Below are 21,648 nucleotides of genomic sequence, written 5' to 3' on the forward strand. Positions count from 1 at the left end.
TTGCTGAATTTGACTTAGTTTAATTGACTTAAGAATGACGTGCCTTGCTCAGTTTTAGCAACGCCAAAGTTATCGGAAATGGTGGCCGCGATATCACTAAAGTAACGCGCCTTAAGCTCACCTGCTTGCGAGAAGGATGGGCTGTAGGCCAGAATTGGCACATATTCACGTGTATGGTCGGTACCACTATAGGTTGGATCGTTACCGTGGTCGGCAGTAATCAAGAGTAAATCATCTTGGCGTAACTTGCTATAGATTTCTGGCAAACGGTTGTCGAAATCTTCTAAGGCTTGAGCATAGCCTTCTGTGTTTCGACGGTGACCATAAATGGCATCGAAGTCCACTAAGTTAGTGAAGGACAAACCGGTAAAGTCACGGTCCATAATCTTAAGTAGTTGATCCACCCCGTCCATGTTAGACTTGGTCCGAACGGCATCCGTAATCCCCTTAGTATTGAAGATGTCGTTGATTTTCCCGATGGAAATCACATCATATCCGCCTGCCTTCAGGAAGTCCAGCGTTGTATCCGCAAAAGGACTTAAAGCATAGTCATGACGGTTGGCAGTACGAGTCCAGTTGCCAGGAGTCCCAATGTATGGGCGCGCAATAATGCGTCCCAACATGTAAGGATCTTCTAAGGTAATCTCACGAGCATACTCACAAATGCGATAAAGTTCTTCTAATGGAATAATGTCTTCATGGGCGGCAATTTGCAAGACAGAGTCTGCAGAGGTATAAACAATTAGGTCCCCTGTCTTCATTTGATGTTCCCCATATTGGTCAAGCACTTCAGTACCAGAAGCCGGGGCATTGCAGACCACCTTACGACCAGAAAAGGCTTCAATACGCTCGATTAGTTCATCAGGAAAACCATCAGGGAAGACGCGGAATGGTGTTTCAATTTTAAGACCCATGATTTCCCAGTGACCGGTCATAGTGTCCTTACCAGCTGAAACTTCTTCTAACTTAGTCCAGTAACCCTTGGAGGATGCCACAGGTGTCAAGCCAGCTAGGTGCTCAATATTCGCCAAACCTAGCTCTACCATATGAGGGACCTTTAGCCCTGCAACTTCAGCAATATGGCCTAGAGTATGGCTCCCTAAATCGTTGAAGTCTGCAGCATCTGGAGCTTCACCAATCCCAACAGAATCTAAGACGATTAAATGAATACGTTTGAATTTCATACTTTTTCCTCTTTCCCTAGACGGTCAGTAAGTGACCGTTTTAATTATTAGGCCACCTCTCCAGCCGGAGGATGACAAGTTACGCGCGCGGGAAGTACTTACGATAGACTTCCTGCAAACGTTGGGTACTGATATGGGTATAAATCTGTGTCGTTGAAATATCCGCATGGCCCAGTAGTTCCTGAACCATACGCAAATCAGCACCATTTTCCAGCAGATGAGTTGCGAAAGAATGACGCAACATATGAGGTGAGACGGTTTGTTTAATACCAGCCAAGGCCACATACTTATTGAGATTTTTCCAGATTCCTTGACGGGTGAAGGCCTTGCCCCGTTCTGTCAAAAAGACTTCTTGCGGACTGGCAGAGCTAGCTAATCTTAGGAAACTAGGACGGACCTGCTCTAGATAGGCCTCTAGCCATTCAATGGCTTCATCAATTAGGGGGACTAGTCGCTCCTTGTCCCCTTTCCCTAGAGTCTGAATAAAACCTAATTCTAAGTGCAAATCTTCTAATTTAAGTTGCACCAACTCTGTTACCCGCAAACCAGTGGCATACATGAGTTCAAAGATAGCCCGATCACGCAAACCATGCGGGCTACTGGTGTCGGGCGCTTGAAGCAAGGCTTCAATCTCCTTAGCAGTTAGGACTTTAGGTAGATGTCTACCTTGTTTAGGCCGATGGACCAAGGACATAGGATTTATCTCTAGAATGCCCTCTTTGCGTAAGAAGAGGAAGAACTGTTTTAAGCTGGATAGCATACGACTGGTCGAGGAAGCTGCATAGGAGGCTTGGCTGAGTTTTGCTAGAAAGGCTCGCACCGTTAGCTCATCAATCGCCTCTACATTGTCAATCCCCTGCTCCGTCAGATAGGCCTGGAACTTAGCCAAATCGCGCCGATAACTCTGAATGGTATTAGCGGACCGGTTCATATCTAAGAGAAGATAACGTTCAAAGTCCTGGACGGCTTGCTTAAATCTCATGGCCACTGCCTACTGAATCAGTCTCAGGACTTGGGTCTTCCGTCAAATAAAGCCCGTCCCCCTTGACTTGGCGAATGAGGCCTTGTTTCATTAAGTTACCGACGGCACGTTTAAATTGGGCCTTAGAAATACCAAGCTGAGTCTGGATAGTCGCTGGATCTGATTTATCATGAAGTGGCAAATAATGCCCTGGCGATTTTCTTAAGATAGCTTGAATCATACCGGCATCATCATCCAAGGCCTCATAAGCCCGTGGCTTGACCGATAAATTAAGGCCGCCGTCCTCACGAACGCCAATAATGCGAGCTTGCAAGACTTGACCAAGACGTGGAGAATCAAGAGTCTCACTTTCATGTAAGAAAGCCGAGTGTCCACCGTCTGTAATACAAAGTGAACCCGCTAACTTAACCTTATAAACGGTAGCGGTGACATTGAGATTCTTCATAGCACGAGCTGCCCGCTTAAAATAAGCCTGCATAGCTTCAGGTTCAATCAACTTACCCCAGAAACGATTCTTAGCATCCACTTGATAGGTCAAGAACAATCGATCGCCCTTCTTAGGCCAGAGGGCTGTATTAAGGGGGAGGTCATCCAATGACACGACCACTTCCTTATCATGCAGACCAATGTCCACAAAGACGCCTAAATCCTTACGAGTGCTAACCACGCTACCCCAACCATAGACTTCAGGTCGAATAGCGGGTAAGTCAACTTGAATGACTTTCTTACGGGCCTTGGTCTCATAGATAAGGCCTTCGACTTGGTCACCAACTTGGTAATTTTGTATATCTATCTGCCCCGGCAGAACGGTGAAGGTCTCACCTTCATATTGTGCGAAAAAGTGACGCTCATTTTTGTCACTGATGCGGGCCTCGACTATTTGTCCGTAACGAACCACCTCATCGCCTCCTTTTTTTCTTCTATATTTTAACACAAAAAGGTCAAAATATAAAGGAAAGTCCAAGCTATCCGACCAAAGCCAAGCCTTAGTGTCTTAAGGGGAGTCTAAAAATCCCGCTTAATAGTAAGCGCCATCATAAATTGCTTGGCTATTACCTCCTAAGCATGTATAAAAAGAGAGGCTGGAACAAGTTCCAACCTCTCCATTAATTATTTGGCGTATTCAACCGCGCGCGTTTCGCGAATAACGGTTACTTTAATATTGCCTGGGTAGTTCATTTCTGCTTCAATCCGGTTGCGGATATCACGAGCGATTCGTGAGGCGGCAGCGTCATTGACTTCATTTGGACGAACCATGACACGGACTTCGCGCCCAGCTTGAATAGCAAAACTATTAGCCACGCCTGGGAAACTATTAGAGATTTCTTCTAATTTTTCCAGACGGCGGATGTAGCTCTCCAAGGATTCACTGCGGGCACCTGGACGCGCTGCTGATAAGGCATCAGCGGCAGCTACCAAGATAGCAATAGTCGAAGTTGGGTCAGTATCACCATGGTGGGAAGCAATAGCATTCACTACTACTTCTGGCTCGTTATATTTCTTGGCAATCTCTGCCCCGATTTCAACGTGTGAGCCTTCAATCTCATGGTCAAGCGCCTTACCAATATCATGCAGAAGACCTGCACGTTTGGCTAAGGCCACATCTTCACCTAACTCACCAGCCATTACACCAGCAAGTTTGGCAACTTCAATACTGTGGTTCAAGACGTTCTGCCCATAACTGGTTCTAAAGGATAGACGACCAATAATCTTAATTAAATCTGGATGGAGAGAATGAATCCCCACATCAAAGGTCGCTTGCTCCCCGATTTCACGGATTTTCTCGTCAATCTCGCGACGCGCCCGATCCACCATTTCCTCAATACGTGCTGGATGAATCCGGCCGTCTTGAATCAGTTTCTCTAGCGCCAACTTAGCAATTTGACGGCGAATTGGGTCAAAACCGCTTAATACGACTGCTTCTGGCGTGTCATCGATAATTAAATCAATCCCGGTTAAGCTTTCCAAAGTACGGATGTTGCGGCCTTCTCGCCCGATAATCCGACCTTTCATGTCATCACTTGGTAAGTGTACTACGGTCACTGTATTCTCAGACACAATGTCCGGAGCACTCCGTTGAATGGCTTGTAAGATAATGTTTTTGGCATTGCGATCTGCTTCATCTTTGGCTTTTTGCTCTGCATTCCGAATCATGACTGCAATTTCTTGGGACAAAGCTTGCTCTGTCTCAGTCATAATGATGTTTTGCGCCTCTTGACGCGATAGGGTTGCCACCCGTTCTAATTCACTTTGTTGGGCAACGACCAATTCTTGAACCTTCTCTTCTTGTTGAGTCAAGGCCTTTTGACGTTTTTGATAGTCTTGTTCCTTGCTCTCAAGATTGAGTTCACGTTTGTCTAAGATCAGACTCTTTTGGTCCAAGGTCTCTTCCCGTTGAAGGAGCCGTTTTTCCATTCCTGTTACTTCGGTCCGACGTTCCTTCAATTCTTGTTCTAATTCATTACGGTACTTGAGATTTTCTTCTTTGGCTTCGAACAAGGCCTCCCGCTTGAGGGTCTTAGCCTGTGCAATAGCCGCATCAACAATGGATTCTGCATTAGCCTTAGCATTTCCGATGTGCTTTTCATCGCTTTTCTTCTTGAAAATATAGCCGATCACTACCCCGATAATTAAAGCAACGATTACTGCGAAGGTGAGCTGCAATAGGTCCATCGTATCACCTCCTATTAATCTATTCATTATCGTTATTCATTTCAAATTTTTAGATGATTTCAAAATAAATAATGTGTCAACCACACCCTCTATCATACGGTTTTATGGGCCGTCTGTCAATCCCTAGGCATGGCCAGATAGACCTAACAAATTGCCTGCAATCCCTATTATGAAAGCCTTTAGACATTCTTAATCAATTTATAGTGAAAACATTTCATTAAAAAGAACACACCAGAAACGCATTTGTCTTAATTAGTTAGCTTCACTAATTAAGACAACAAGTTTGTTCAATACACTTATCTTAATTAGCATCAACGCCCATTTTCTCTACCAATAATATAAAAAGCGCCCCGGAGGGCGCCCTATCCTCTTCTTAGAGAATACCGTCTTTGATAAGTTGTTCTGCGATTTGAATGGTGTTAGTGGCTGCCCCTTTACGGATGTTGTCGGCTACCACCCAAATGTTGAGACCGTAAGGAACTGACTCGTCACGACGAATCCTCCCAACATACACTTCATCATGGTCTTCGACTTGTGACTGAAGTGGATACTTGAGGTTAGCTGGATCATCTAAGAGGATAATCCCCTCTGCTTCTTGGAAGGCTTGGCGAATTTCTGCTAAGTCAAAGTCTCGTTCCAATTCAACGTTAATCGATACAGCATGAGAGTGCTTGATTGGAACCCGAACTGTAGTAGCTGTTACACGTAAGTCTGGCATGCGTAGAATTTTTCGCGTTTCCTCAATCATCTTGATTTCTTCTTTGGTGTAACCAGACTCGGTGAAGACATCAATGTGCGGCAAGACATTATCATTAATCGAATATGGGAATTTTTCAGTCGTATGGTTGACCAAGTCATTAATGCCGGCTTGGCCTGCTCCTGATACTGCTTGATAGGTATTGTAGATGACGCGCTTCAAGCCGTATGGTTGTAGAACAGCTAATGGCACGACTGACTGAATAGTCGAGCAGTTAGGATTGGCAATCAGATGGTCTTCAGCCTTCAAGACATCGCCATTGACTTCAGGTACTACCAAAGGAATCTTAGGATCCATGCGCCAAGCACTGGAGTTGTCAATCACATAGATGCCTCGACTAGCGGCGATTGGCCCAAAATGCTTAGAGGTCTCTCCTCCTGCTGAGAACAAGGCAATCTCAATCGGCGCTTGAAGAGCCTCTTCCGTTAATTCTTGAATGACATAATCCTTGCCGGCGTAGCTAATAGTTTTACCAGCTGAACGCTTGGAAGCGAACAAGGTTAAAGTCTCAAATGGAAAGTTTCGTTCGTGTAATACTTGCAGCATTTTACGCCCTACAACACCAGACGCACCGCAGATGGCCACATGATATTTCTTAGTCATGGGGTGACCTCCTAAAAAATTATTTACCCTATTAGCTTAAAGATTATAGGGGCAAAAGTCAATCCCTTAAGCCTGTCTCCCAAGCTGATTAATTGACAATTTAGTCCTTTATTGATAGAATCTAGCTATCCTTTAGGGGATGTCACGGTTTCGACAGGTATTGTTCGAGCTTTTGACGCGTCAGGAGGGTTGCGTCCGCCTTAAAACGCTACAGTTAAATATAACTGCAAACAACCAAAACAACTCTTTCGCTTTAGCAGCTTAATAACCTGCAGCGGAAAATCAGCCTAACATCGCCCATGTGCTAGTAGCTGGTTTTATTTAAGTGGGATACGCGTGATTTATCCGTCTGTTAAATCACGAAGAGATGATCAGACTCGCAAGGATGACAGCCTGTCTAGTGGCGGTCTCTGCGCTAAACCAAATAGCTAGACTATTGGCGTAGACTTGATTGTGGCGAGATATTTGGACAGGGGTTCGATTCCCCTCATCTCCATAACAGACTAAATCCCTCAGCAGAATCTGCTGAGGGATTTTTTGCTATTCATTAGACAACTAGTCTATCTACTTATTATCGCTTGTTTGACGGGGTTTCCGCTCACCCCAATATTGGTAATAATCTACCTTGAGGGCACCGTTATAGAGCTTACGTTTTTTGGTTGCCTTGGCCCCATAGTAGGTCTCGAAAGCTTCGTCACTGGTTAAAATATACTTACTCCAGGTTGGCATTTGGCTATAGAGCTTGCCCATGTCTGTATAGAGGGTGTGAACCTGCTCTTCCGTCAACATACGGTCACCATAAGGTGGGTTAGCAATTAATATACCGTAATCCACCTTGGGCCGGTAGTCTTTAAGTTGCATTTGCTTAAAGGAAATCGTGTCTGCTACACCGGCTTGCTCGGCATTGGCCTTAGCAATTTCAACCATACGGTGGTCAATGTCGCAGGCTTCAATGTCCATCATAAGGTCTGGTTTGGCCTGAGCTTGCGCTTCCTGACGCGCCTTCTGCCACACTTGGCCACTTGGATCTAAACTAGTCCAATGCTCTGCCGCAAATTCTCGCTTAAGGCCTGGCGCAATATTGCGACCAATCAAGGCTGCTTCAATGGCGATGGTGCCCGAACCACAGCAAGGGTCGTAGAGAGGCCGGTCAGGATACCAAGTCGTCAACATAACCAAGGCCGCCGCCATATTTTCCTTTAGTGGGGCTGCCCCTTTTTCTACCCGGTAGCCACGCTTGAATAAGGAGGTGCCAGAAGTATCCAAAGTTAGGCTGACTTGGTCTTTGACTAGAGAAACTTCGATGGGATAGACTGCTCCAGTCTCAGGCAAATTGGTCCGACGATGGTAGTAGGACATGAGTCGGCTAGCAATAGCTTTTTTAACGATTTTCTGGCAGTTAGGCACACTATGCAACTGGGACTTGACGGATTTGCCGGACACAGGGAAATTGGCATCCAAAGGCAGAATGTCTTCCCATGGCAAGGCATAGGTCAAATCATAGAGGGCTTCAAAGGTTTTAGCCTGAAAAGCCCCAAATTCTATTTTGATACGGTCAGCCGTTCTCAGCCAGAGGTTAGTCTTAGCAATATCCTGCACATTCCCAGAGAATCGCACGCGACCATTCTCGGTCTGCACTTGATAGCCTAGCTGCTTCAATTCTTGGGCCGTCACGGACTCAATGCCGGCGGCAACGGTAGCCAATAGGTTATAGTTTGTCATAAGAGGCTCCTCATCTTTATCTTGTCCTTGTGGGCAGTAGATTCCTGCCCTTAGAAAAAAAGGCCCTCCTCACCAGAGAGGGAGAAGCGCCTTTGTTGTATTAAGCAAAAGCCTATTAAGTAAATTTCGATAAGCCATGTTCTGTCACTTAAGGGAAATAGGCTATGCACCTTAAGTGGGGTAATCATCTGTCTGCCGGTCACTCAGTGACCCGCCTCTTCCATCGGTTCATTTCCCTAGGAAAAGTGCCCCGACCAGTCTACCTAGAAACTAGGTCACTATTTGGGTTGCTCGCTCGAGGGGTTTACCGCGTTCCACGCTAGTTGTTTCCAACTAGCCTCGTCTCTGTGGCACCTTAGAGGTTACTCAGTCATAGCCGAAGCCTTAGACCTTTTGCCTGCCGTTAGCGCTAGGCACTACCTTAGCTTATGGTTTCGCTAAGCACGAACACTACAGGCATCTCAGCCTGTGCGAGCATGGACTTTCCTCAACTATTACTAGCCGCGATTACCTAAAATCTACTTGAGGTTCTTTTATTGGAAACGTGTCACGTCTGAATAAGACATGGTATTGTCTGTGCTACCAATCTTAGATCCGAAGACATGCTTCTCTAGGTTAGAGAGACGCTTGAGGATATCAAAGTTGGTGACACCAGAGCCTGGTGAGGTTGGCACATTGTTCTTCTTAGCCAAAGCAAGTTGCTTGGTCAATTCGTCAATTTTGCTGATTAGGCGCTCATTTTCATTCTTCAAAGTCGCCACATCTTTTTGGTAAGAATCGTAGTCACGGATAATACTATCCAAATACTCATCTACTTCAGATGCTTTATAACCACGAAAATCGCGGGTAAATTCTTTTTGTAAAATATCTTTAGCGGTTAAATTTTTTTCTGCCATATCGCTCTTCTACCTCCATCAATGATCACTTCTTTTTCAGAAGAATTTATGATTCTATCTTAAATAGAGAAGTCTATTCAATTTATTATGCCACGAAATGCCTAAGAATGCTAGCGAATATACGTTCGTACTTTAGCAAATTGTGCACTCTTAGTCACATGATCAAGCCTGATAGATCTATATTAAAACTTCGCTTGTCTATTTCTATTATGCCATGCAAAAGCTAGATTGGCTAGCGAGGCGATGTCCGCGTCCAGCTAACTGCCTTATTTAGGCTCGATTTCGCTAACTGGTCAGTCGCCTGATTCTCCTTCTCAGCTATCCATTTGACATAGAGATTTGGAAAGTGGTCCAGTCGACTTAGGATATGATCTAAAATAGGAGCATAACGTGAATCCTTAATATAGGACTTTTCAATGGCTCGAATAGCCACTTGACTATCTGCATGTAACCAAATAAAGTCCTGGGTCAATCCCAATTCTATCAACCAGTCCAGGGCGCGCAAGATAGCTAAAAATTCCGCCTGATGATTGTCTACTACCTGATCGAGGAAAACAACTTGTTCATAGAGTTGATCAGGCGCCAGAATCCGAATGGCTAGGCCGGCCGATTGATTTTTATAGGCAAAGGCAGCGTCCGTATAAACCTTCAGCATTTTTTCGCTCCTTATCAGTTATTTGTCTACAAACTATTAATGTATTGTGCTATAATATAACTAGTATAGCACGGATTTAATCATTGACAAGAAAGAGGTGGCAAAATGAGTGATGTAATTGAATTTCCAACTAATGCGGACCAATATTATCGCAAAGCACTCAGTGCCCTCAAGGTCCATGACTTTGGCCGTGCACAAGAATTACTAATCAAGAGTTATGAGACGAATCCTCAGGTTCATGTCTTCGAGGAACTGATTAAATTATATATTGGTCGGGGGCAAAAAGCTGACCTCCTAAACTGTTGGCAGACCTATTTCCCAGACATAGAGCTTGTTAGTGATCCGAGTGTGCTCCTCCTCTACGGAGCTAGCCTACCCTTCCTCTACGACTTGGATGCTGCTCTCTTGAAGCTTTATCAGCTTCAAGCTCGCTTCCAAGCAGCTGGTTGGGACAGTGAAGACCTCATGCCTATCATCCACCAGCTCAATCATACCCAACAGCTAGCTCGTCGTTTGGATCAAGCGCTGGACCAAGGACAAGAAGCCATTGAGTCTTTCATTAATCAAGTCTATGGTGGGCAAGGCTTTGACTTGCTCAGCTTCCTTAAATTCACCTATGACCGACCTTTGGAAAAATCCCTGCCTTTCTTCAAGGCTATTCTAGCTCATCCCAACCTACCTCAGTATATTAAGAGCGATGTCTTGCATTACCTACTCTACCAGAACTATCCAGGTAAAGTAACCTATAACTGGTTTGGCCAAGTCCATGAATTGACAGTAGCCAAACTCCAAGATTACCGTCACCAGTCTTCTTATGTGGCCGGCCTTCAAGTCATCGAAGACTATTGCGAGCAATTCAATCCACATCTCTTAATTGAATTTTCTCAGCAGTTCGTTCTTCAAGCCTTAACCGTTTACCCCTACTTTGAAGAGGCCTATGGATCAGCCAAGGAGTGGTTCCAACTCTTCCTTACAGAGAATGACCTACCGACTCCCTACGACCTAGTACCAGAAGCTAAGCATCGCCAGACCTATCAAACTGTCGCAGCTGAACTCTATCAATTAATCTACCAAGAACAATAGTCTTCAGACCAAGAGCCTCCTATCGCAAACACGCGATAGGAGGCTCTTATTCTAGACGCTGTGAGCTTAGATCCCTTGTTGAGCAGCGGGACTTAGGGGCTCTTCCCCTTCCTCATCATCTTGAATGAGATGCTCACAGTTGATGTAGGCGACAATATCCTTAAAATTGACGATGGTGCGGCTAGTACAAATATCCTTCATAGTCGGATCTGACCGGAGCCAATCGATGTCGACGACAGCGCTGTTGGTCAGAAGTTTACGGATGGTCCCCCGCATATGGACCTGCCGGAAGGTAAAGCGTATTTGGTCACCAATTTCAGGTCGAATCTGTTCACGGACTCTCTGAATCATTTGGCAACCCGTCTCGAAATTGACATGTAAGAGGGAGGCTATCCGAGACTTAGTGGTCCCCCGTCTCAGCTCACGTTCAATGAGCTCACGCTCTGACTTAGTGACTTTGACTCTCATACGACCCACCCTTTCTGAATGAAACCGTTTCTAATTCCTATTATAGCACTTTTGGCGGGCTTTTTATAGCTTATCGCTTAAAAATTTCCCATTCTGACAAGAATTTGTAAGTTTGTTTCGAATTTTTGTTTGAAACCGCCCTCAATTCCTTGTTATAATGGAACTAGCTTATAAAAAAAGGAGCGTTAGCCATGAATCAATCCATTATTACGACCCTTGTTTATGAAACCAAAGTCTCCATCGGTTCTTATTTCCACCTGGTCACTGACTGGTTCGCCAGCGACCAAGAAATCAAGACCGTTATTATTGACCAAGACCATGTTTATTCCAAGATTCTGTCTCTCTACCCTAATGGTTTTGTTATGTACCTGGAGCAAGACCAAGATGGCTCTATTTACCGGACCAATTATCCCCTGATTCAAGCCAAAGATGCTGACTACTATACCGTTCAGTGGGATGACTAACTTACTAGGATAGAGAGCTCTAAACCTACTTGATTTTGCTAAGTGACTCCTTTATACTCAGAGTATTCATTCTGACTATAAAGGAGTCACTTATGCATAATATGACCACTGGGTCCCCCCTCAAACGCATTATTAACTTCTCCATCCCACTTCTAATTGGCAATATCTTCCAGCTTGTCTACAATATGGTCGACACCTTTATCGTTGGACGCACTATGGGACGTGATGCCCTAGCAGGAATTTCCGCTTCATCCAGCGTCATGTTTCTGATTCTTGGCTTCGCTCAAGGGCTAACGGCAGGTTTAAGTATTCCTTTGGCTCAAGCCTTTGGTGCTAGGGATTTCCACAAGGTAAGACGTTCTGTCACCATTGCCTGGACTATCGCCCTCTGCGTTTCCATGGTCTTGACATTCCTGTCTACCTTCTTCCTCCGCCAAATTCTAGAAGTCATGATGACGCCGCCTGAAATCATTCAATATACTTACGATTATCTCATTGTCATCTTTAGCGCTTGTACCGTCACCATGCTCTACAATTTATTGAGCAACATGATGCGGGCCTTGGGAGACAGTCGAACGCCCCTCTACTTTCTCATTATTGCGGCCTTAACCAATATCGTCTTAGACTATGTCTTCATCGTTCATGTCGGCATGGGCGTTGCGGGTGCTGGCTTTGCGACCATCTTATCACAAACTGTCTCTGTCCTCCTTTGCCTCTGGGCCATTCACCGTCGTTGGCCACTACTGCAGGTTTCCTGGCAGAAGGCCATGCTGGTAGCTGAAGAAGTCCGCTATCACCTCAACATGGGCTTCCCAATGGCCTTCCAGTCCTCTATTATTGCCATTGGCTCCATTTCGGTCACAGTGGCTCTCAACCAATTAGGCCCTCTAGCCATTGCCAGTTACGGAGCGGCTTCTAAGATTGAACAGATTGTGATTTTAGTCCTCATGTCCTTTGGGATTGCCATGGCAACTTATGTAGGCCAAAACTTTGGTGCCGCCCAATTTGACCGAATCCGCCAAGGAGTCCGCCAAATGACCTTCTTGTCTGTAGGTGTCGCGCTGGTGTCTGGCGTCATCCTAGCTCTGACAGGTGCCCAAGTCGTCACCTTCTTCGCAGAAGGTAGCCAAGGACTGGAAATGACTCACTACGGTCAAGTCTTCTTCTACTGTTCGGCGCCTGCCTACTGGTTGTTAGCTCTGCTCTTCATTTACCGTTATACCTTGCAGGGATTGGGAGATAGCCTAATTCCGACTATTGCTGGTATCATGGAGCTAGCCATGCGTATGAGTGCCGCTCTGATTCTTAGTCAATATTTAGGTTTTGTAGGTCCCGCCATTGCCAGCCCCCTGGCCTGGTTGGGCGCTTGCATTCCCTTGTTAACAGCCTATCATCATCACAAAAACCATCTGCAAGAACGCTTCAACCAAAAGCTGGCCCAGAATTAATCTGGCCAGCTTTTTTGGCATGCTTGAGCCACTTAGACGGGGATCGTGTAGGGAGGTTACAAGTTTCTTACAGATAGCGCAAAAACCGGCTCAAAAGTTGTCCTCAAGCCTTTTTTGCCGTATAATGATACTATCCATAAATTTATGTAGTTTGCAACTACAAGGAGGTAAATTATGACCAAACCAATTCGCGTGCTTCTTTACTACAAGTACGTTAACATCGAGAACCCAGATAAGTTTACAGCTGACCACTTGGCCTTCTGTAAGTCTATTGGCCTTAAGGGCCGGATCCTCGTTTCGAGCGAAGGGATTAACGGGACTGTCTCAGGTGACTACGAAACCACTCAAAAATATATGGACTATGTCCACTCCCTACCAGGTATGGAAGACCTCTGGTTCAAGATTGACGAAGAAGAAGAACAAGCCTTCAAGAAGATGTTCGTTCGTCACAAAAAAGAAATCGTCCACTTAGGCTTAGAAGATAACGACTTCGACAACGACATCAACCCATTAGAAACTACTGGTGCTTACTTGTCACCACAAGAATTCAAGGAAGCCTTGTTAGATGAAAACACCGTTGTCCTTGATACACGTAACGACTATGAGTTTGACTTAGGTCACTTCCGTGGTGCCATCCGTCCTGACATTCGTAATTTCCGCGAATTACCACAATGGGTACGCGACAACAAGGAAAAATTCATGGACAAGCGTGTCGTTGTCTACTGTACAGGTGGTGTCCGCTGTGAGAAATTCTCCGGTTGGATGGTACGTGAAGGTTATAAAGATGTCGGCCAACTCCACGGTGGGATTGCTACCTATGGTAAAGACCCTGAAGTAAAAGGCGAATTGTGGGATGGTAAGATGTACGTCTTTGACGAACGGATTGCTGTTGACATTAACCACGTAGACCCTGTTGTAATCGGGAAAGACTGGTTCGATGGCACTCCATGCGAACGCTATGTTAACTGTGGGAACCCAGAATGTAACCGTCGTATCCTGACTAGCGTCGAAAATGAAGACAAATACGTTCGTGGTTGCTGCCCAGAATGCCGTCGCCACCCACGCAACCGCTACATTGCGGAAAACAAATTGACTAATCAAGAATGGGAAGCTCGTCTCAATGTCTTAGGCGAATCCCTAAATGATCAAGTAACGGCTTAAGAGCCATACCCCATAAGGAAAGTAGGTGAATGAATGACACTAGACGATGACAAGAAGAAAGTGTCCGAGCAATCGGACCAGCATTACTATGATGTCTCTTTTGACATCGCGCCTGATAAAGAGGATTCAAGGGGTCATTCTACCCCGCCTTCGAACGAGGCAACTTCTAAGCCATCACGCTGGGATAATTTCTATGAAGACTATTCCCGTAAACAAGCACAGGCTCGACAAGAGAGCGCTGAAAGTAATGATCAAGCATCTACTTCAACTAACAAAGGCCAGTCCGAGACTAGTCAGACAACTGAGTCAAGCTCTAGTCAAGGTCAGCAGGATCAAGATAGTTGGCATTACCAGCCTAAGTCGGATGAAAAGACCGTCATGGCTCAATCTTCCGAGTTCATCGATCGCTCTGTCAAACGCGTCCGTGACTTCTTCTCTAACTTCAATCCAAGTATTGATGAAGCCAACCCTTATAAGCAGACTAACCAAGTGTCCGACCAAGACTTCCAATCTCATCTTTTCCAAGAGGAAACAGAGAAAGACCCTGCTAGTCCTGCCAAGGAAAAAGCCAAGAAGAAGAAAGTTGTTAAACCTTCAGAGCCTAAGGCTAAGCCAGAACTAGCGCAGCCGAGTGAATCAGGCCCAGAGACTTCGGGATCATCCGAGTCTGTTGACAAAGGTCCTCGTCGGCTCTTTGCCGGCATGGCCAGTCGAGATAATCAAGTCCAAGATTCAGAAGAAGAAGCTAGCACAGACCTAGGCCTAGCAGGACCTGTTGATATGCCAGGCTTATCTGCAGAATCTACTGCGGGTTCCAAGCCTGCTAGTCGCGTTTACCAACCTCGCATTGAGCTCGACCAAGACAGTAGGGCTAGCCAGCCCCTGCCAAGTCCTGCAGAAATCCAAAAAGAACGCGAACGACGTCGTGGTCTTGACCTTGAGCAGGAAACAAGTAATGAGCTCCAGGAAGGAAGCGGGCCAGTTGCAAGCTCAGACAAGAAGGAAGTGTCTCGTGTCTATCAACCTTTAGACGCTGACTTGTTAACACCAAGTAGAGACCAAGCTAAAGAAGACCAAGTGGCTGAACCTAAAAGTCCGTCTCCTACTGAGCCAGTCACTAGCTCAAATGACCACAGCACAGAACCGGAGTCAAACACTTGGTCACATCCAGCAGATTCACTAGGAAGCTCTGAAGGCCAGGAAGAAGCCCCTCGCCTTTCATCACGAGGACGTGCCCGACTCAGTTCGCTCTTGTCCATTTTCGATAACATCACACCAATTAAGGTGCCAAACCAGGCCTCTGCTGCAGATGACTCAAGCCAGGGCCGAGAAGCTGGGCACTTAGAGCAAAGTGCTACAAGCTCAAGCCATCAAGAACCTAAAACAGTATCTCAGGATAGACTTGAATTTAAGTCAGAATCTGAACAAACGCTTGTTTTATCAAACCATCCAGATGAGCCAAATCACTTGGATCAAGAAGTGGACGACCTATCGCTTGAGTCAACAAATTCCCAAGCGGAAGTTGAGGATGAAGCTAACCTTGATCAAGAAAAATCTCATGATCAGCAATCAGATTATGAAGCGACGTCACTCGTTGCTAGTCAAGAAAACTTGATTCCTCAAGCATCTGAACCATCAGATCAAGAGCCAAGCTTAGCTGAGGAGAACTCAGAGCAACATGAATCAGACTATTCTGATTCAGACTCAAGTTTAGACGACTATGACTTGGCTTGGACGGCTAAGACTAGCAAGCTAACTAGCTTAGACCCAGATTACTTTGACCAAACTCAAGCTAGCGAGCTTGAGCCCAAACAAAGCCATGATGTAGAAGAAGGTGTTCAAAGTCAGGATTCAGAAACTGAATCTGATGACCAAGCGCCAGCTGCCCTAGATTTGGCTGCTGCCGGACTAGGTGCTAGCCAAGATTCAGAACGCAAACGTCGTAAAACCAAAGGAAAAGGTAAATCCAAGGCTAAGGTCATTGACCTGTCTAACTACACTGCTAGAGAGAAAATCTTCTTAGGCCTCAATGTAGCAGTCAATGTGGTTCGCCGTATTGCCCTTTATATCGTCTTAATTGGTCTTCTCTTAGGCTCCTTAGCTGCTGGGGCTGGGGCTGGTTACTTTGCCCACCTAGTCTCTGACACCAAGGTGCCTAACCGTGAAGAAATGGCTGCCAAGATTAACAAATTGGAACAGCAATCTACCATTTACTATGCTAACGGGACACCGATTGCCAACGTCCAAGCCGATGTTATTCGGTCTGTGACTAGCCTGTCAGATATCTCGCCTAACATCGTCAATGGTCTGGTATCGACTGAGGACTCCTCCTTCTATGAACATAAGGGGGTTGTGCCTAAAGCCATTCTGCGGGCTACCCTGCAGGAAGTCTTGTCACCAGGTAGCGGGACCGGTGGTTCTACTTTGACCCAGCAATTGGTCAAGCAACGTCTCTTAACCAACGATGTCACCTTCTTCCGGAAAGCCAATGAAATTCTCTTGGCCCTCCGTCTGGAGCAATTCTTCAGCAAGGATGAAATCCTGACTGCCTACCTCAACGTGTCACCATTTGGTCGTGACCATAACGGGGATAACGTAGCCGGGATTGAGAAAGCTTCAGAAGGGATTTTTGGTAAGAAGCCTAGCGAAGTCAACCTAGCTCAAGCAGCTTTCTTGGTCGGCTTACCGCAAGACCCTTACAATTACACCCCTTACCAACAAAACGGAGAGCTTAAGACTGACTTATCAGCCGGGATTGGCCGGATGAAGGACGTCCTCTACTTCATGTACCGTAACCATAAAATTAGTGAGGCCGACTACCAAGCCGCTCTCAACTATGATATTAAGGCTGACTTCTTGCCAGCCGGCAGCCCAAGTGTCACACGCCAATCCTACCTCTACCGAGCAATGGAGCGAGGCGCTATCGAGCAAATCATGCGTCTCAATATTGAGCGTGATAAATTAACTTGGACTCAAGTTTATCAAGATGACAACTGGTACAACCAATACTATAAGGAAGCCGAAGAGCAACTTAAGACTGGTGGTTATAAGGTTTACACAACCATTGACCAACAAATCTACGACCTCTTGCAGGAATCCGCTAAGAAACACATTAATGACCTAGGGATGGCCTATGAAGGCGTCTATACTGACCCTGAAACTGGCCAAGAAACCTCCTATGTTGAGAAGGTTCAAAATGGAATGGTGGTCATGGATAACAACTCCGGTAAAGTCTTAGGCTTTATCGCAGGGACAGATTTTGAGAATAACCAAATCGACCACGCTTTTGGTATTCGCCGTTCCCCAGGTTCGACCATTAAGCCGTTAGCTGTATACGGCCCTGCTATTCAGGAGAACTTGATTAATCCATCGACGGTTATTCCAGATACAGAATTTACTCAGACTTTCGAAGATGGTACGACTTGGTCCCCTACTAACTATGGTAACGTAGTCAGTGGTGGCGCCGAAACAGCTCGGGTTGCCCTCTATAAATCAGACAACTTGCCTGCTGTCCGTGTCTACCAAGAAATGCAAAAACGCTCAGTTGATGTCATGGGCTATTTGGAAAAAATGGGCTTTAACCCTGCTGCCTCCTATACGCCAGAAGACATCAAGAACTTAGCCTTTGCAATTGGTGGGGTTTCAAGTGGTCCAACTGTCCTAGAAGAAACTCGGGCCTTCGCAACCTTTGCCAACAATGGTAACTACCATGACGGCTACTTCATCGACCGGATTGAAGATGCGGCTGGTAATGTCGTCTTCCAGCACCAAAGCAACCCTACCCAAGTCTTCAGTGAAGATTCCAACTACCTTATGATTGATATGCTACGTAATACCATGACGGAAGGTACGGGCCGGATTGCCAAGGGCTACATGACCATGGGTGGTGACTGGATTGCTAAGTCCGGGATTAGTGAGAACTCTAAGGACGTCTGGTTCATTGCTTCTACACCAAGTATCACTATCGGTTCTTGGATTGGCTATGACAGCCGTTTCCAAAACTATACCATCAATATCAACGACGGCTACGGTCGTGAAAGTGAACGGAGCCAACGCTATTGGGCCAATGTAGTCAATGAACTCTATGCTGCCCGTCCAGATATCTTCGGGGTAGACCGGAAATTCAACCGTCCATCTAGTGTCCAAGAAACGGACGTCTTACAACAAACTGGTACTAAGCCAGGGACCATGCGTCTAGATAATGGCGGGACTATTTCCATCACCGGTCCAACCTACAAGGATCTCTTCAAGGTCAGCCATCCAGCTCCAGAATTGAACTACAAGTTCTTATTCGGTGCAACGGATGAAGAATTGGCTAACTTCTGGTCCACCTACCGTGCGCAACTAGAAGAACAACGACGCCAAGAAGATCAACGACGTCAACAAGAATCGTCAAGTTCTTCAAGCTCATCAAGTTCTTCAGCAGCTAACGAAAACCCGGGTAACGGCAACGAAAACCCAGGTGGTAACAACAATAATAACCAGAACAATAACCAAAACAATACACCTGGTCAACGCTAGGTACAATGAGAGAGTCAGGAAGCTTCACTTCCTGACTCTCTTTTGCTATATACAAAAAGAGACGGACTCTATTTTAGAGTCCGTCTGCTTTATCAAGCTCCTAGGCTAGCATTAAGGAGCAAAGATACCTAAAACATAACCAATAATCCCGGCAGCAAAGAGACCGAAGATAATGAGGATTGGGCTAACTTTCTTCTTGAGTAACCACATGCAGAGGAAGGTCAAGAGGACAGCCGCCAAACCTGGTACTAACATGTTGAAGTTGTCTTGTAAGGTCGTCACTTTATTTGGAGTCAGTGATCGGTTGCTCAATTGTCCCAAGATGTTTTGTAGGGTTCCACCATCCACTGCCCCTTTAGGGAAGTGAATATAGGCATCCTCAGCCAATGGTACGTTCGACACCACAGGTGCAAACTTAATAGTTGTCCATCGTGGAACCAGAATCCCCATAACGAACATCCCTAAAATAGATGCCCCCTTGGTTAAAGTCTGTAAGATACCACCTGACAAGTCGTTAGTGATTTCAGAACCTTTAGCATAACCAAATTCTTGCGTATACCAGAGGAATCCTACACGAATGGCATTCCATACTACGAAGAAGAAAAGTGGTGCTAAGATAGAGCCACCAGTTGCCAAAGAGGCAGCAATTGCCCCAAGGATTGGGCGAACGGTGAACCAGAAGACTGGGTCACCAATCCCGGCCAAAGGCCCCATCATCCCAACTTTAACCCCTTGAATAGCTGCGTCATCAATTGGCACACCATTAGCTCTTTCTTCTTCCAGAGCCAAGGTTACCCCTAAGATTGGAGCCGCAATGTATGGGTGAGTGTTGAAGAATTCAAGGTGACGTTTGAGGGCTGCAGAAGCCTCATCACGTTGTGGATACAATTTTTTGAGGGCTGGAATCAAAGAATATGCCCAACCACCGTTTTGCATCCGTTCATAGTTCCAAGACCCTTGGAGGAATTGGGAACGCAACATTACCTTAAAACGATCGGATTTCGTTAAGTGTTTCTTTTGTTCAGTCATCGTCAATTCCCTCCTTAGTAGTCATTGAGAATGTCGCCTAGTGGATCGCCGGAACTAGCTTGGCCCCCACCTCCACCAGAACCACCAGTGTTTTGGCTAAGACGAATATATACAACCGCCAAGACTACCCCGATAATCCCGGTTGCAATCAAGGTTAATTGGTTAAGTGGTGCCAAGGCAAAGCCTAGGAAGAAGAATGGCCATACTTCAGGTGTTGCCATCATGTTAATAACCATGGCATAACCGACCGCTACGACGAAACCACCACCGATAGCCATCCCTTTAGTGAACCAATCAGGTAAGGACGCTAGAGCACCTTGCACAGTTTCGGTTGGCAAGAAGAGCAAGAAAGTAGCCGGAATGGCAATACGCAAACCTTGACAAGCAAGAGCTACCATATGCCAGAATTCCACGCCACGGAAATCACCCTTTTCAGCGGCAGCGTCAGCACGGTGAACGATGGCCACAGATAAGGTACGTACCACCATGGTCAAAGCCAAACCAACAGTCCCTAGGGTAATCGCTGCTACAATGGCCAAGTTCCGACCTTCATCTGTGAAGGTACCAGTTTTAACATAAATGATGGCAGAAGCCACAGAAGCTAAAGCCGCGTCAGGCGCAATCGCTGCCCCGATGTTAGCCCAGCCCATCGCAATTAATTGCAAGGCTCCACCCAAGATAATACATTCGCTGAGATGGCCAGTTGCTAGCCCTACCAGAGAACAAGCAATAATTGGTTGGTGGAATTGGAACTGGTCCAGAACCCCTTCCATCCCTGCGAGAAATGCTACCACAATGACAGCAAGAATTGACAGAATATTAAAGTCCATTATGATACCTCCTTTTAGACTTTGAGGCCTTCGCTGGCCTTAGCTTGGATGCTCTTGAACAAGTCAGATGGCTTGTCATTTGGCACCTTGCGGACATCGAACTTAACGCCGAGATCACGAAGCTCCTTGAAGGTATCCACATCGTCTTGATCCATTGATAAAACGGTAGTTACTAATACCTTACCTACGGAGTGAGCCATAGAACCTACGTTAAGTTCTTTAATCTCTACTCCAGCCTTGATGACCTTGAGCGCATCCTGTGGATTTTCGAAGAGTACCAAAGCCTTGGTCTCACCGAAGCGAGGGTCTTTAGATACTGCAACAAACTTGTCAAGGGGTACTACGTGAGCACGCACACCTGGGGGAGCTGCTTGCTCAATCAGCTTCTTACGTAAGTCATCTTGGGCAACGGTATCGGACACCACGATAATTCGGTTAGGTTGAGTGGCTTTAGTCCAACCTGTTGCAACTTGGCCGTGTAAGAGCCGTGTATCGATACGAGCCAAGACAAATTTGATTTTGCCGTCGCCTAGGACTGTTCCTTCTGGAATCGCACCTTGTGGCGCAGCTGGTGCTGTTTGAGCCACTGCTGGCGCTTCTTCAGGTTGTAAAGCTTCAGGGCGAACTTTGACACCGTCTTTGGCCGTTGGAATAATGGCTTTTGCGATATCGTGAGCCTTGTCCATAGAGAAGCGACTTGCATATGATTCAATCAACATAGGCAAGCTAAGACCGGCTACAATGGCACGTGTCTCTGGCGCTTCTTCAAAGAGAATATTGGCTTGGTTGAAGGGACTGCCTCCCCATAAGTCTACCAAGAACAGAATCTCTTCGCTCTCAATACGGTCTACGGCTTCACGTAATTTACGCTGCAAATCATCTGGACCTTCACTTGGCATAAAGGTCACGGATTCAACGTTGGCTTGTTCACCAAAAATCATTGAACCGGATTGCTTGATACCATCAGCAAACTCACCATGACTTGCGATAATAATACCAACCATGATTCTACCTCCTAAATAAAAATTGAAATATATAATTTCAACTTCTAGTATAGTATAACGTTTACATAAATGCAATAGCTAATAGTAATTCTCAAATATTCTTCTAGACATGTAAATAAATTTTTATATCAATTTATGCCTATTAATGAACATTCTAACCCCCTGTAC

At 45.8% G+C, this 21,648-nt stretch carries 17 protein-coding genes and 2 other RNA genes; 6 read left to right on the forward strand and 13 right to left on the reverse strand.

Annotated elements, in window-relative coordinates:
• Positions 1-14 precede the first annotated feature (14 nt).
• From deoB to ACO53F_RS00605, 5 genes are all read right to left on the reverse strand, one after another.
• Positions 15-1,184 (reverse strand): phosphopentomutase, encoded by a 1,170-nt coding sequence (deoB, locus tag ACO53F_RS00585; RefSeq protein WP_485136914.1) that lies wholly within the window; start codon positions 1,182-1,184, stop codon positions 15-17.
• 79 nt (positions 1,185-1,263) lie between these two features.
• On the reverse strand, positions 1,264-2,166 hold the full coding sequence (xerD, locus tag ACO53F_RS00590) for a site-specific tyrosine recombinase XerD (RefSeq protein WP_485136915.1): 903 nt from the start codon (positions 2,164-2,166) through the stop codon (positions 1,264-1,266).
• Positions 2,156-3,064 (reverse strand): S1 RNA-binding domain-containing protein, encoded by a 909-nt coding sequence (locus ACO53F_RS00595; protein WP_485136916.1) that lies wholly within the window; start codon positions 3,062-3,064, stop codon positions 2,156-2,158. The genes xerD and ACO53F_RS00595 overlap by 11 nt, the downstream gene beginning before the upstream one ends.
• A gap of 212 nt (positions 3,065-3,276) precedes the next feature.
• Positions 3,277-4,839, reverse strand: a complete 1,563-nt coding sequence (gene rny, locus ACO53F_RS00600) for a ribonuclease Y (protein ID WP_485136917.1) — start codon at positions 4,837-4,839, stop codon at positions 3,277-3,279.
• A 373-nt stretch (positions 4,840-5,212) separates the two neighbouring features.
• Positions 5,213-6,199, reverse strand: coding sequence for an aspartate-semialdehyde dehydrogenase (locus ACO53F_RS00605; RefSeq protein WP_291431542.1), 987 nt, complete (start codon positions 6,197-6,199; stop codon positions 5,213-5,215).
• Positions 6,200-6,334: 135 nt separating this feature from the next.
• On the opposite strand from ACO53F_RS00605, the gene ssrA reads away from it, so the two are divergent.
• Positions 6,335-6,698: a transfer-messenger RNA gene (gene ssrA / locus ACO53F_RS00610) on the forward strand.
• A 65-nt stretch (positions 6,699-6,763) separates the two neighbouring features.
• Here the strand turns inward: ssrA and ACO53F_RS00615 are convergent.
• The 4 genes from ACO53F_RS00615 to ACO53F_RS00630 all read right to left on the reverse strand — a co-directional run bounded on the left by ACO53F_RS00615 (position 6,764) and on the right by ACO53F_RS00630 (position 9,472).
• On the reverse strand, positions 6,764-7,921 hold the full coding sequence (locus tag ACO53F_RS00615; RefSeq protein WP_485136918.1) for a THUMP domain-containing class I SAM-dependent RNA methyltransferase: 1,158 nt from the start codon (positions 7,919-7,921) through the stop codon (positions 6,764-6,766).
• Positions 7,922-8,046: 125 nt separating this feature from the next.
• Positions 8,047-8,440, reverse strand: an RNA gene (rnpB, locus tag ACO53F_RS00620) — RNase P RNA component class B.
• A 14-nt stretch (positions 8,441-8,454) separates the two neighbouring features.
• On the reverse strand, positions 8,455-8,817 hold the full coding sequence (gpsB, locus tag ACO53F_RS00625) for a cell division regulator GpsB (protein WP_070755408.1): 363 nt from the start codon (positions 8,815-8,817) through the stop codon (positions 8,455-8,457).
• Positions 8,818-9,049: 232 nt separating this feature from the next.
• Complete coding sequence (locus ACO53F_RS00630; protein WP_485136919.1) at positions 9,050-9,472, reverse strand: ribonuclease HI family protein; 423 nt, start codon at positions 9,470-9,472, stop codon at positions 9,050-9,052.
• 105 nt (positions 9,473-9,577) lie between these two features.
• On the opposite strand from ACO53F_RS00630, the gene ACO53F_RS00635 reads away from it, so the two are divergent.
• On the forward strand, positions 9,578-10,555 hold the full coding sequence (locus ACO53F_RS00635) for a hypothetical protein (protein ID WP_485136920.1): 978 nt from the start codon (positions 9,578-9,580) through the stop codon (positions 10,553-10,555).
• Positions 10,556-10,621: 66 nt separating this feature from the next.
• On the opposite strand, the gene ACO53F_RS00640 is transcribed toward ACO53F_RS00635, so the two are convergent.
• Complete coding sequence (locus tag ACO53F_RS00640; protein ID WP_023390852.1) at positions 10,622-11,023, reverse strand: DUF2187 domain-containing protein; 402 nt, start codon at positions 11,021-11,023, stop codon at positions 10,622-10,624.
• Positions 11,024-11,214: 191 nt separating this feature from the next.
• Between ACO53F_RS00640 and ACO53F_RS00645 the strand changes: the two genes are divergently transcribed.
• The 4 genes from ACO53F_RS00645 to ACO53F_RS00660 all read left to right on the forward strand — a co-directional run bounded on the left by ACO53F_RS00645 (position 11,215) and on the right by ACO53F_RS00660 (position 18,617).
• Positions 11,215-11,487, forward strand: coding sequence for a hypothetical protein (locus ACO53F_RS00645; protein WP_291427242.1), 273 nt, complete (start codon positions 11,215-11,217; stop codon positions 11,485-11,487).
• 92 nt (positions 11,488-11,579) lie between these two features.
• Positions 11,580-12,935: an MATE family efflux transporter gene (locus ACO53F_RS00650; RefSeq protein ID WP_485136921.1), complete on the forward strand. Its 1,356-nt coding sequence runs from the start codon at positions 11,580-11,582 to the stop codon at positions 12,933-12,935.
• 174 nt (positions 12,936-13,109) lie between these two features.
• The gene (gene trhO / locus ACO53F_RS00655; RefSeq protein ID WP_298078276.1) at positions 13,110-14,096 is read left to right on the forward strand and encodes an oxygen-dependent tRNA uridine(34) hydroxylase TrhO; all 987 of its coding nucleotides are present in this window, start codon (positions 13,110-13,112) and stop codon (positions 14,094-14,096) included.
• Positions 14,097-14,129: 33 nt separating this feature from the next.
• Positions 14,130-18,617 (forward strand): transglycosylase domain-containing protein, encoded by a 4,488-nt coding sequence (locus tag ACO53F_RS00660; protein WP_485136922.1) that lies wholly within the window; start codon positions 14,130-14,132, stop codon positions 18,615-18,617.
• A 111-nt stretch (positions 18,618-18,728) separates the two neighbouring features.
• On the opposite strand, the gene ACO53F_RS00665 is transcribed toward ACO53F_RS00660, so the two are convergent.
• The 3 genes from ACO53F_RS00665 to ACO53F_RS00675 are packed head-to-tail and all read right to left on the reverse strand — an operon-like array spanning position 18,729 to position 21,480.
• Complete coding sequence (locus tag ACO53F_RS00665) at positions 18,729-19,646, reverse strand: PTS system mannose/fructose/sorbose family transporter subunit IID (protein ID WP_023390858.1); 918 nt, start codon at positions 19,644-19,646, stop codon at positions 18,729-18,731.
• Positions 19,647-19,660: 14 nt separating this feature from the next.
• Entirely contained in the window at positions 19,661-20,476 is an 816-nt protein-coding gene (locus ACO53F_RS00670; protein ID WP_298078272.1) for a PTS mannose/fructose/sorbose transporter subunit IIC, read from the reverse strand.
• Positions 20,477-20,490: 14 nt separating this feature from the next.
• A complete protein-coding gene (locus tag ACO53F_RS00675; RefSeq protein ID WP_485136923.1) occupies positions 20,491-21,480 on the reverse strand; it encodes a mannose/fructose/sorbose PTS transporter subunit IIA in 990 nt (329 codons plus the stop codon).
• Between the last annotated feature and the right edge of the window lie 168 nt (positions 21,481-21,648).

This window comes from Abiotrophia sp. (assembly GCF_057275535.1).

Bases quoted from the DNA above. Each gene is read 5' to 3' on its own strand.
- ACO53F_RS00660 (WP_485136922.1), top strand. From the start codon at position 14,130: ATGACACTAGACGATGACAAGAAGAAAGTGTCCGAGCAATCGGACCAG.
- ACO53F_RS00670 (WP_298078272.1), bottom strand. From the start codon at position 20,476: ATGGACTTTAATATTCTGTCAATTCTTGCTGTCATTGTGGTAGCATTT.
- ACO53F_RS00675 (WP_485136923.1), bottom strand. From the start codon at position 21,480: ATGGTTGGTATTATTATCGCAAGTCATGGTGAGTTTGCTGATGGTATC.
- ACO53F_RS00635 (WP_485136920.1), top strand. From the start codon at position 9,578: ATGAGTGATGTAATTGAATTTCCAACTAATGCGGACCAATATTATCGC.
- ACO53F_RS00665 (WP_023390858.1), bottom strand. From the start codon at position 19,646: ATGACTGAACAAAAGAAACACTTAACGAAATCCGATCGTTTTAAGGTA.
- ACO53F_RS00640 (WP_023390852.1), bottom strand. From the start codon at position 11,023: ATGAGAGTCAAAGTCACTAAGTCAGAGCGTGAGCTCATTGAACGTGAG.
- deoB (WP_485136914.1), bottom strand. From the start codon at position 1,184: ATGAAATTCAAACGTATTCATTTAATCGTCTTAGATTCTGTTGGGATT.
- ACO53F_RS00650 (WP_485136921.1), top strand. From the start codon at position 11,580: ATGCATAATATGACCACTGGGTCCCCCCTCAAACGCATTATTAACTTC.
- rny (WP_485136917.1), bottom strand. From the start codon at position 4,839: ATGGACCTATTGCAGCTCACCTTCGCAGTAATCGTTGCTTTAATTATC.
- ACO53F_RS00615 (WP_485136918.1), bottom strand. From the start codon at position 7,921: ATGACAAACTATAACCTATTGGCTACCGTTGCCGCCGGCATTGAGTCC.
- ACO53F_RS00630 (WP_485136919.1), bottom strand. From the start codon at position 9,472: ATGCTGAAGGTTTATACGGACGCTGCCTTTGCCTATAAAAATCAATCG.
- trhO (WP_298078276.1), top strand. From the start codon at position 13,110: ATGACCAAACCAATTCGCGTGCTTCTTTACTACAAGTACGTTAACATC.
- ACO53F_RS00645 (WP_291427242.1), top strand. From the start codon at position 11,215: ATGAATCAATCCATTATTACGACCCTTGTTTATGAAACCAAAGTCTCC.
- xerD (WP_485136915.1), bottom strand. From the start codon at position 2,166: ATGAGATTTAAGCAAGCCGTCCAGGACTTTGAACGTTATCTTCTCTTA.
- gpsB (WP_070755408.1), bottom strand. From the start codon at position 8,817: ATGGCAGAAAAAAATTTAACCGCTAAAGATATTTTACAAAAAGAATTT.
- ACO53F_RS00605 (WP_291431542.1), bottom strand. From the start codon at position 6,199: ATGACTAAGAAATATCATGTGGCCATCTGCGGTGCGTCTGGTGTTGTA.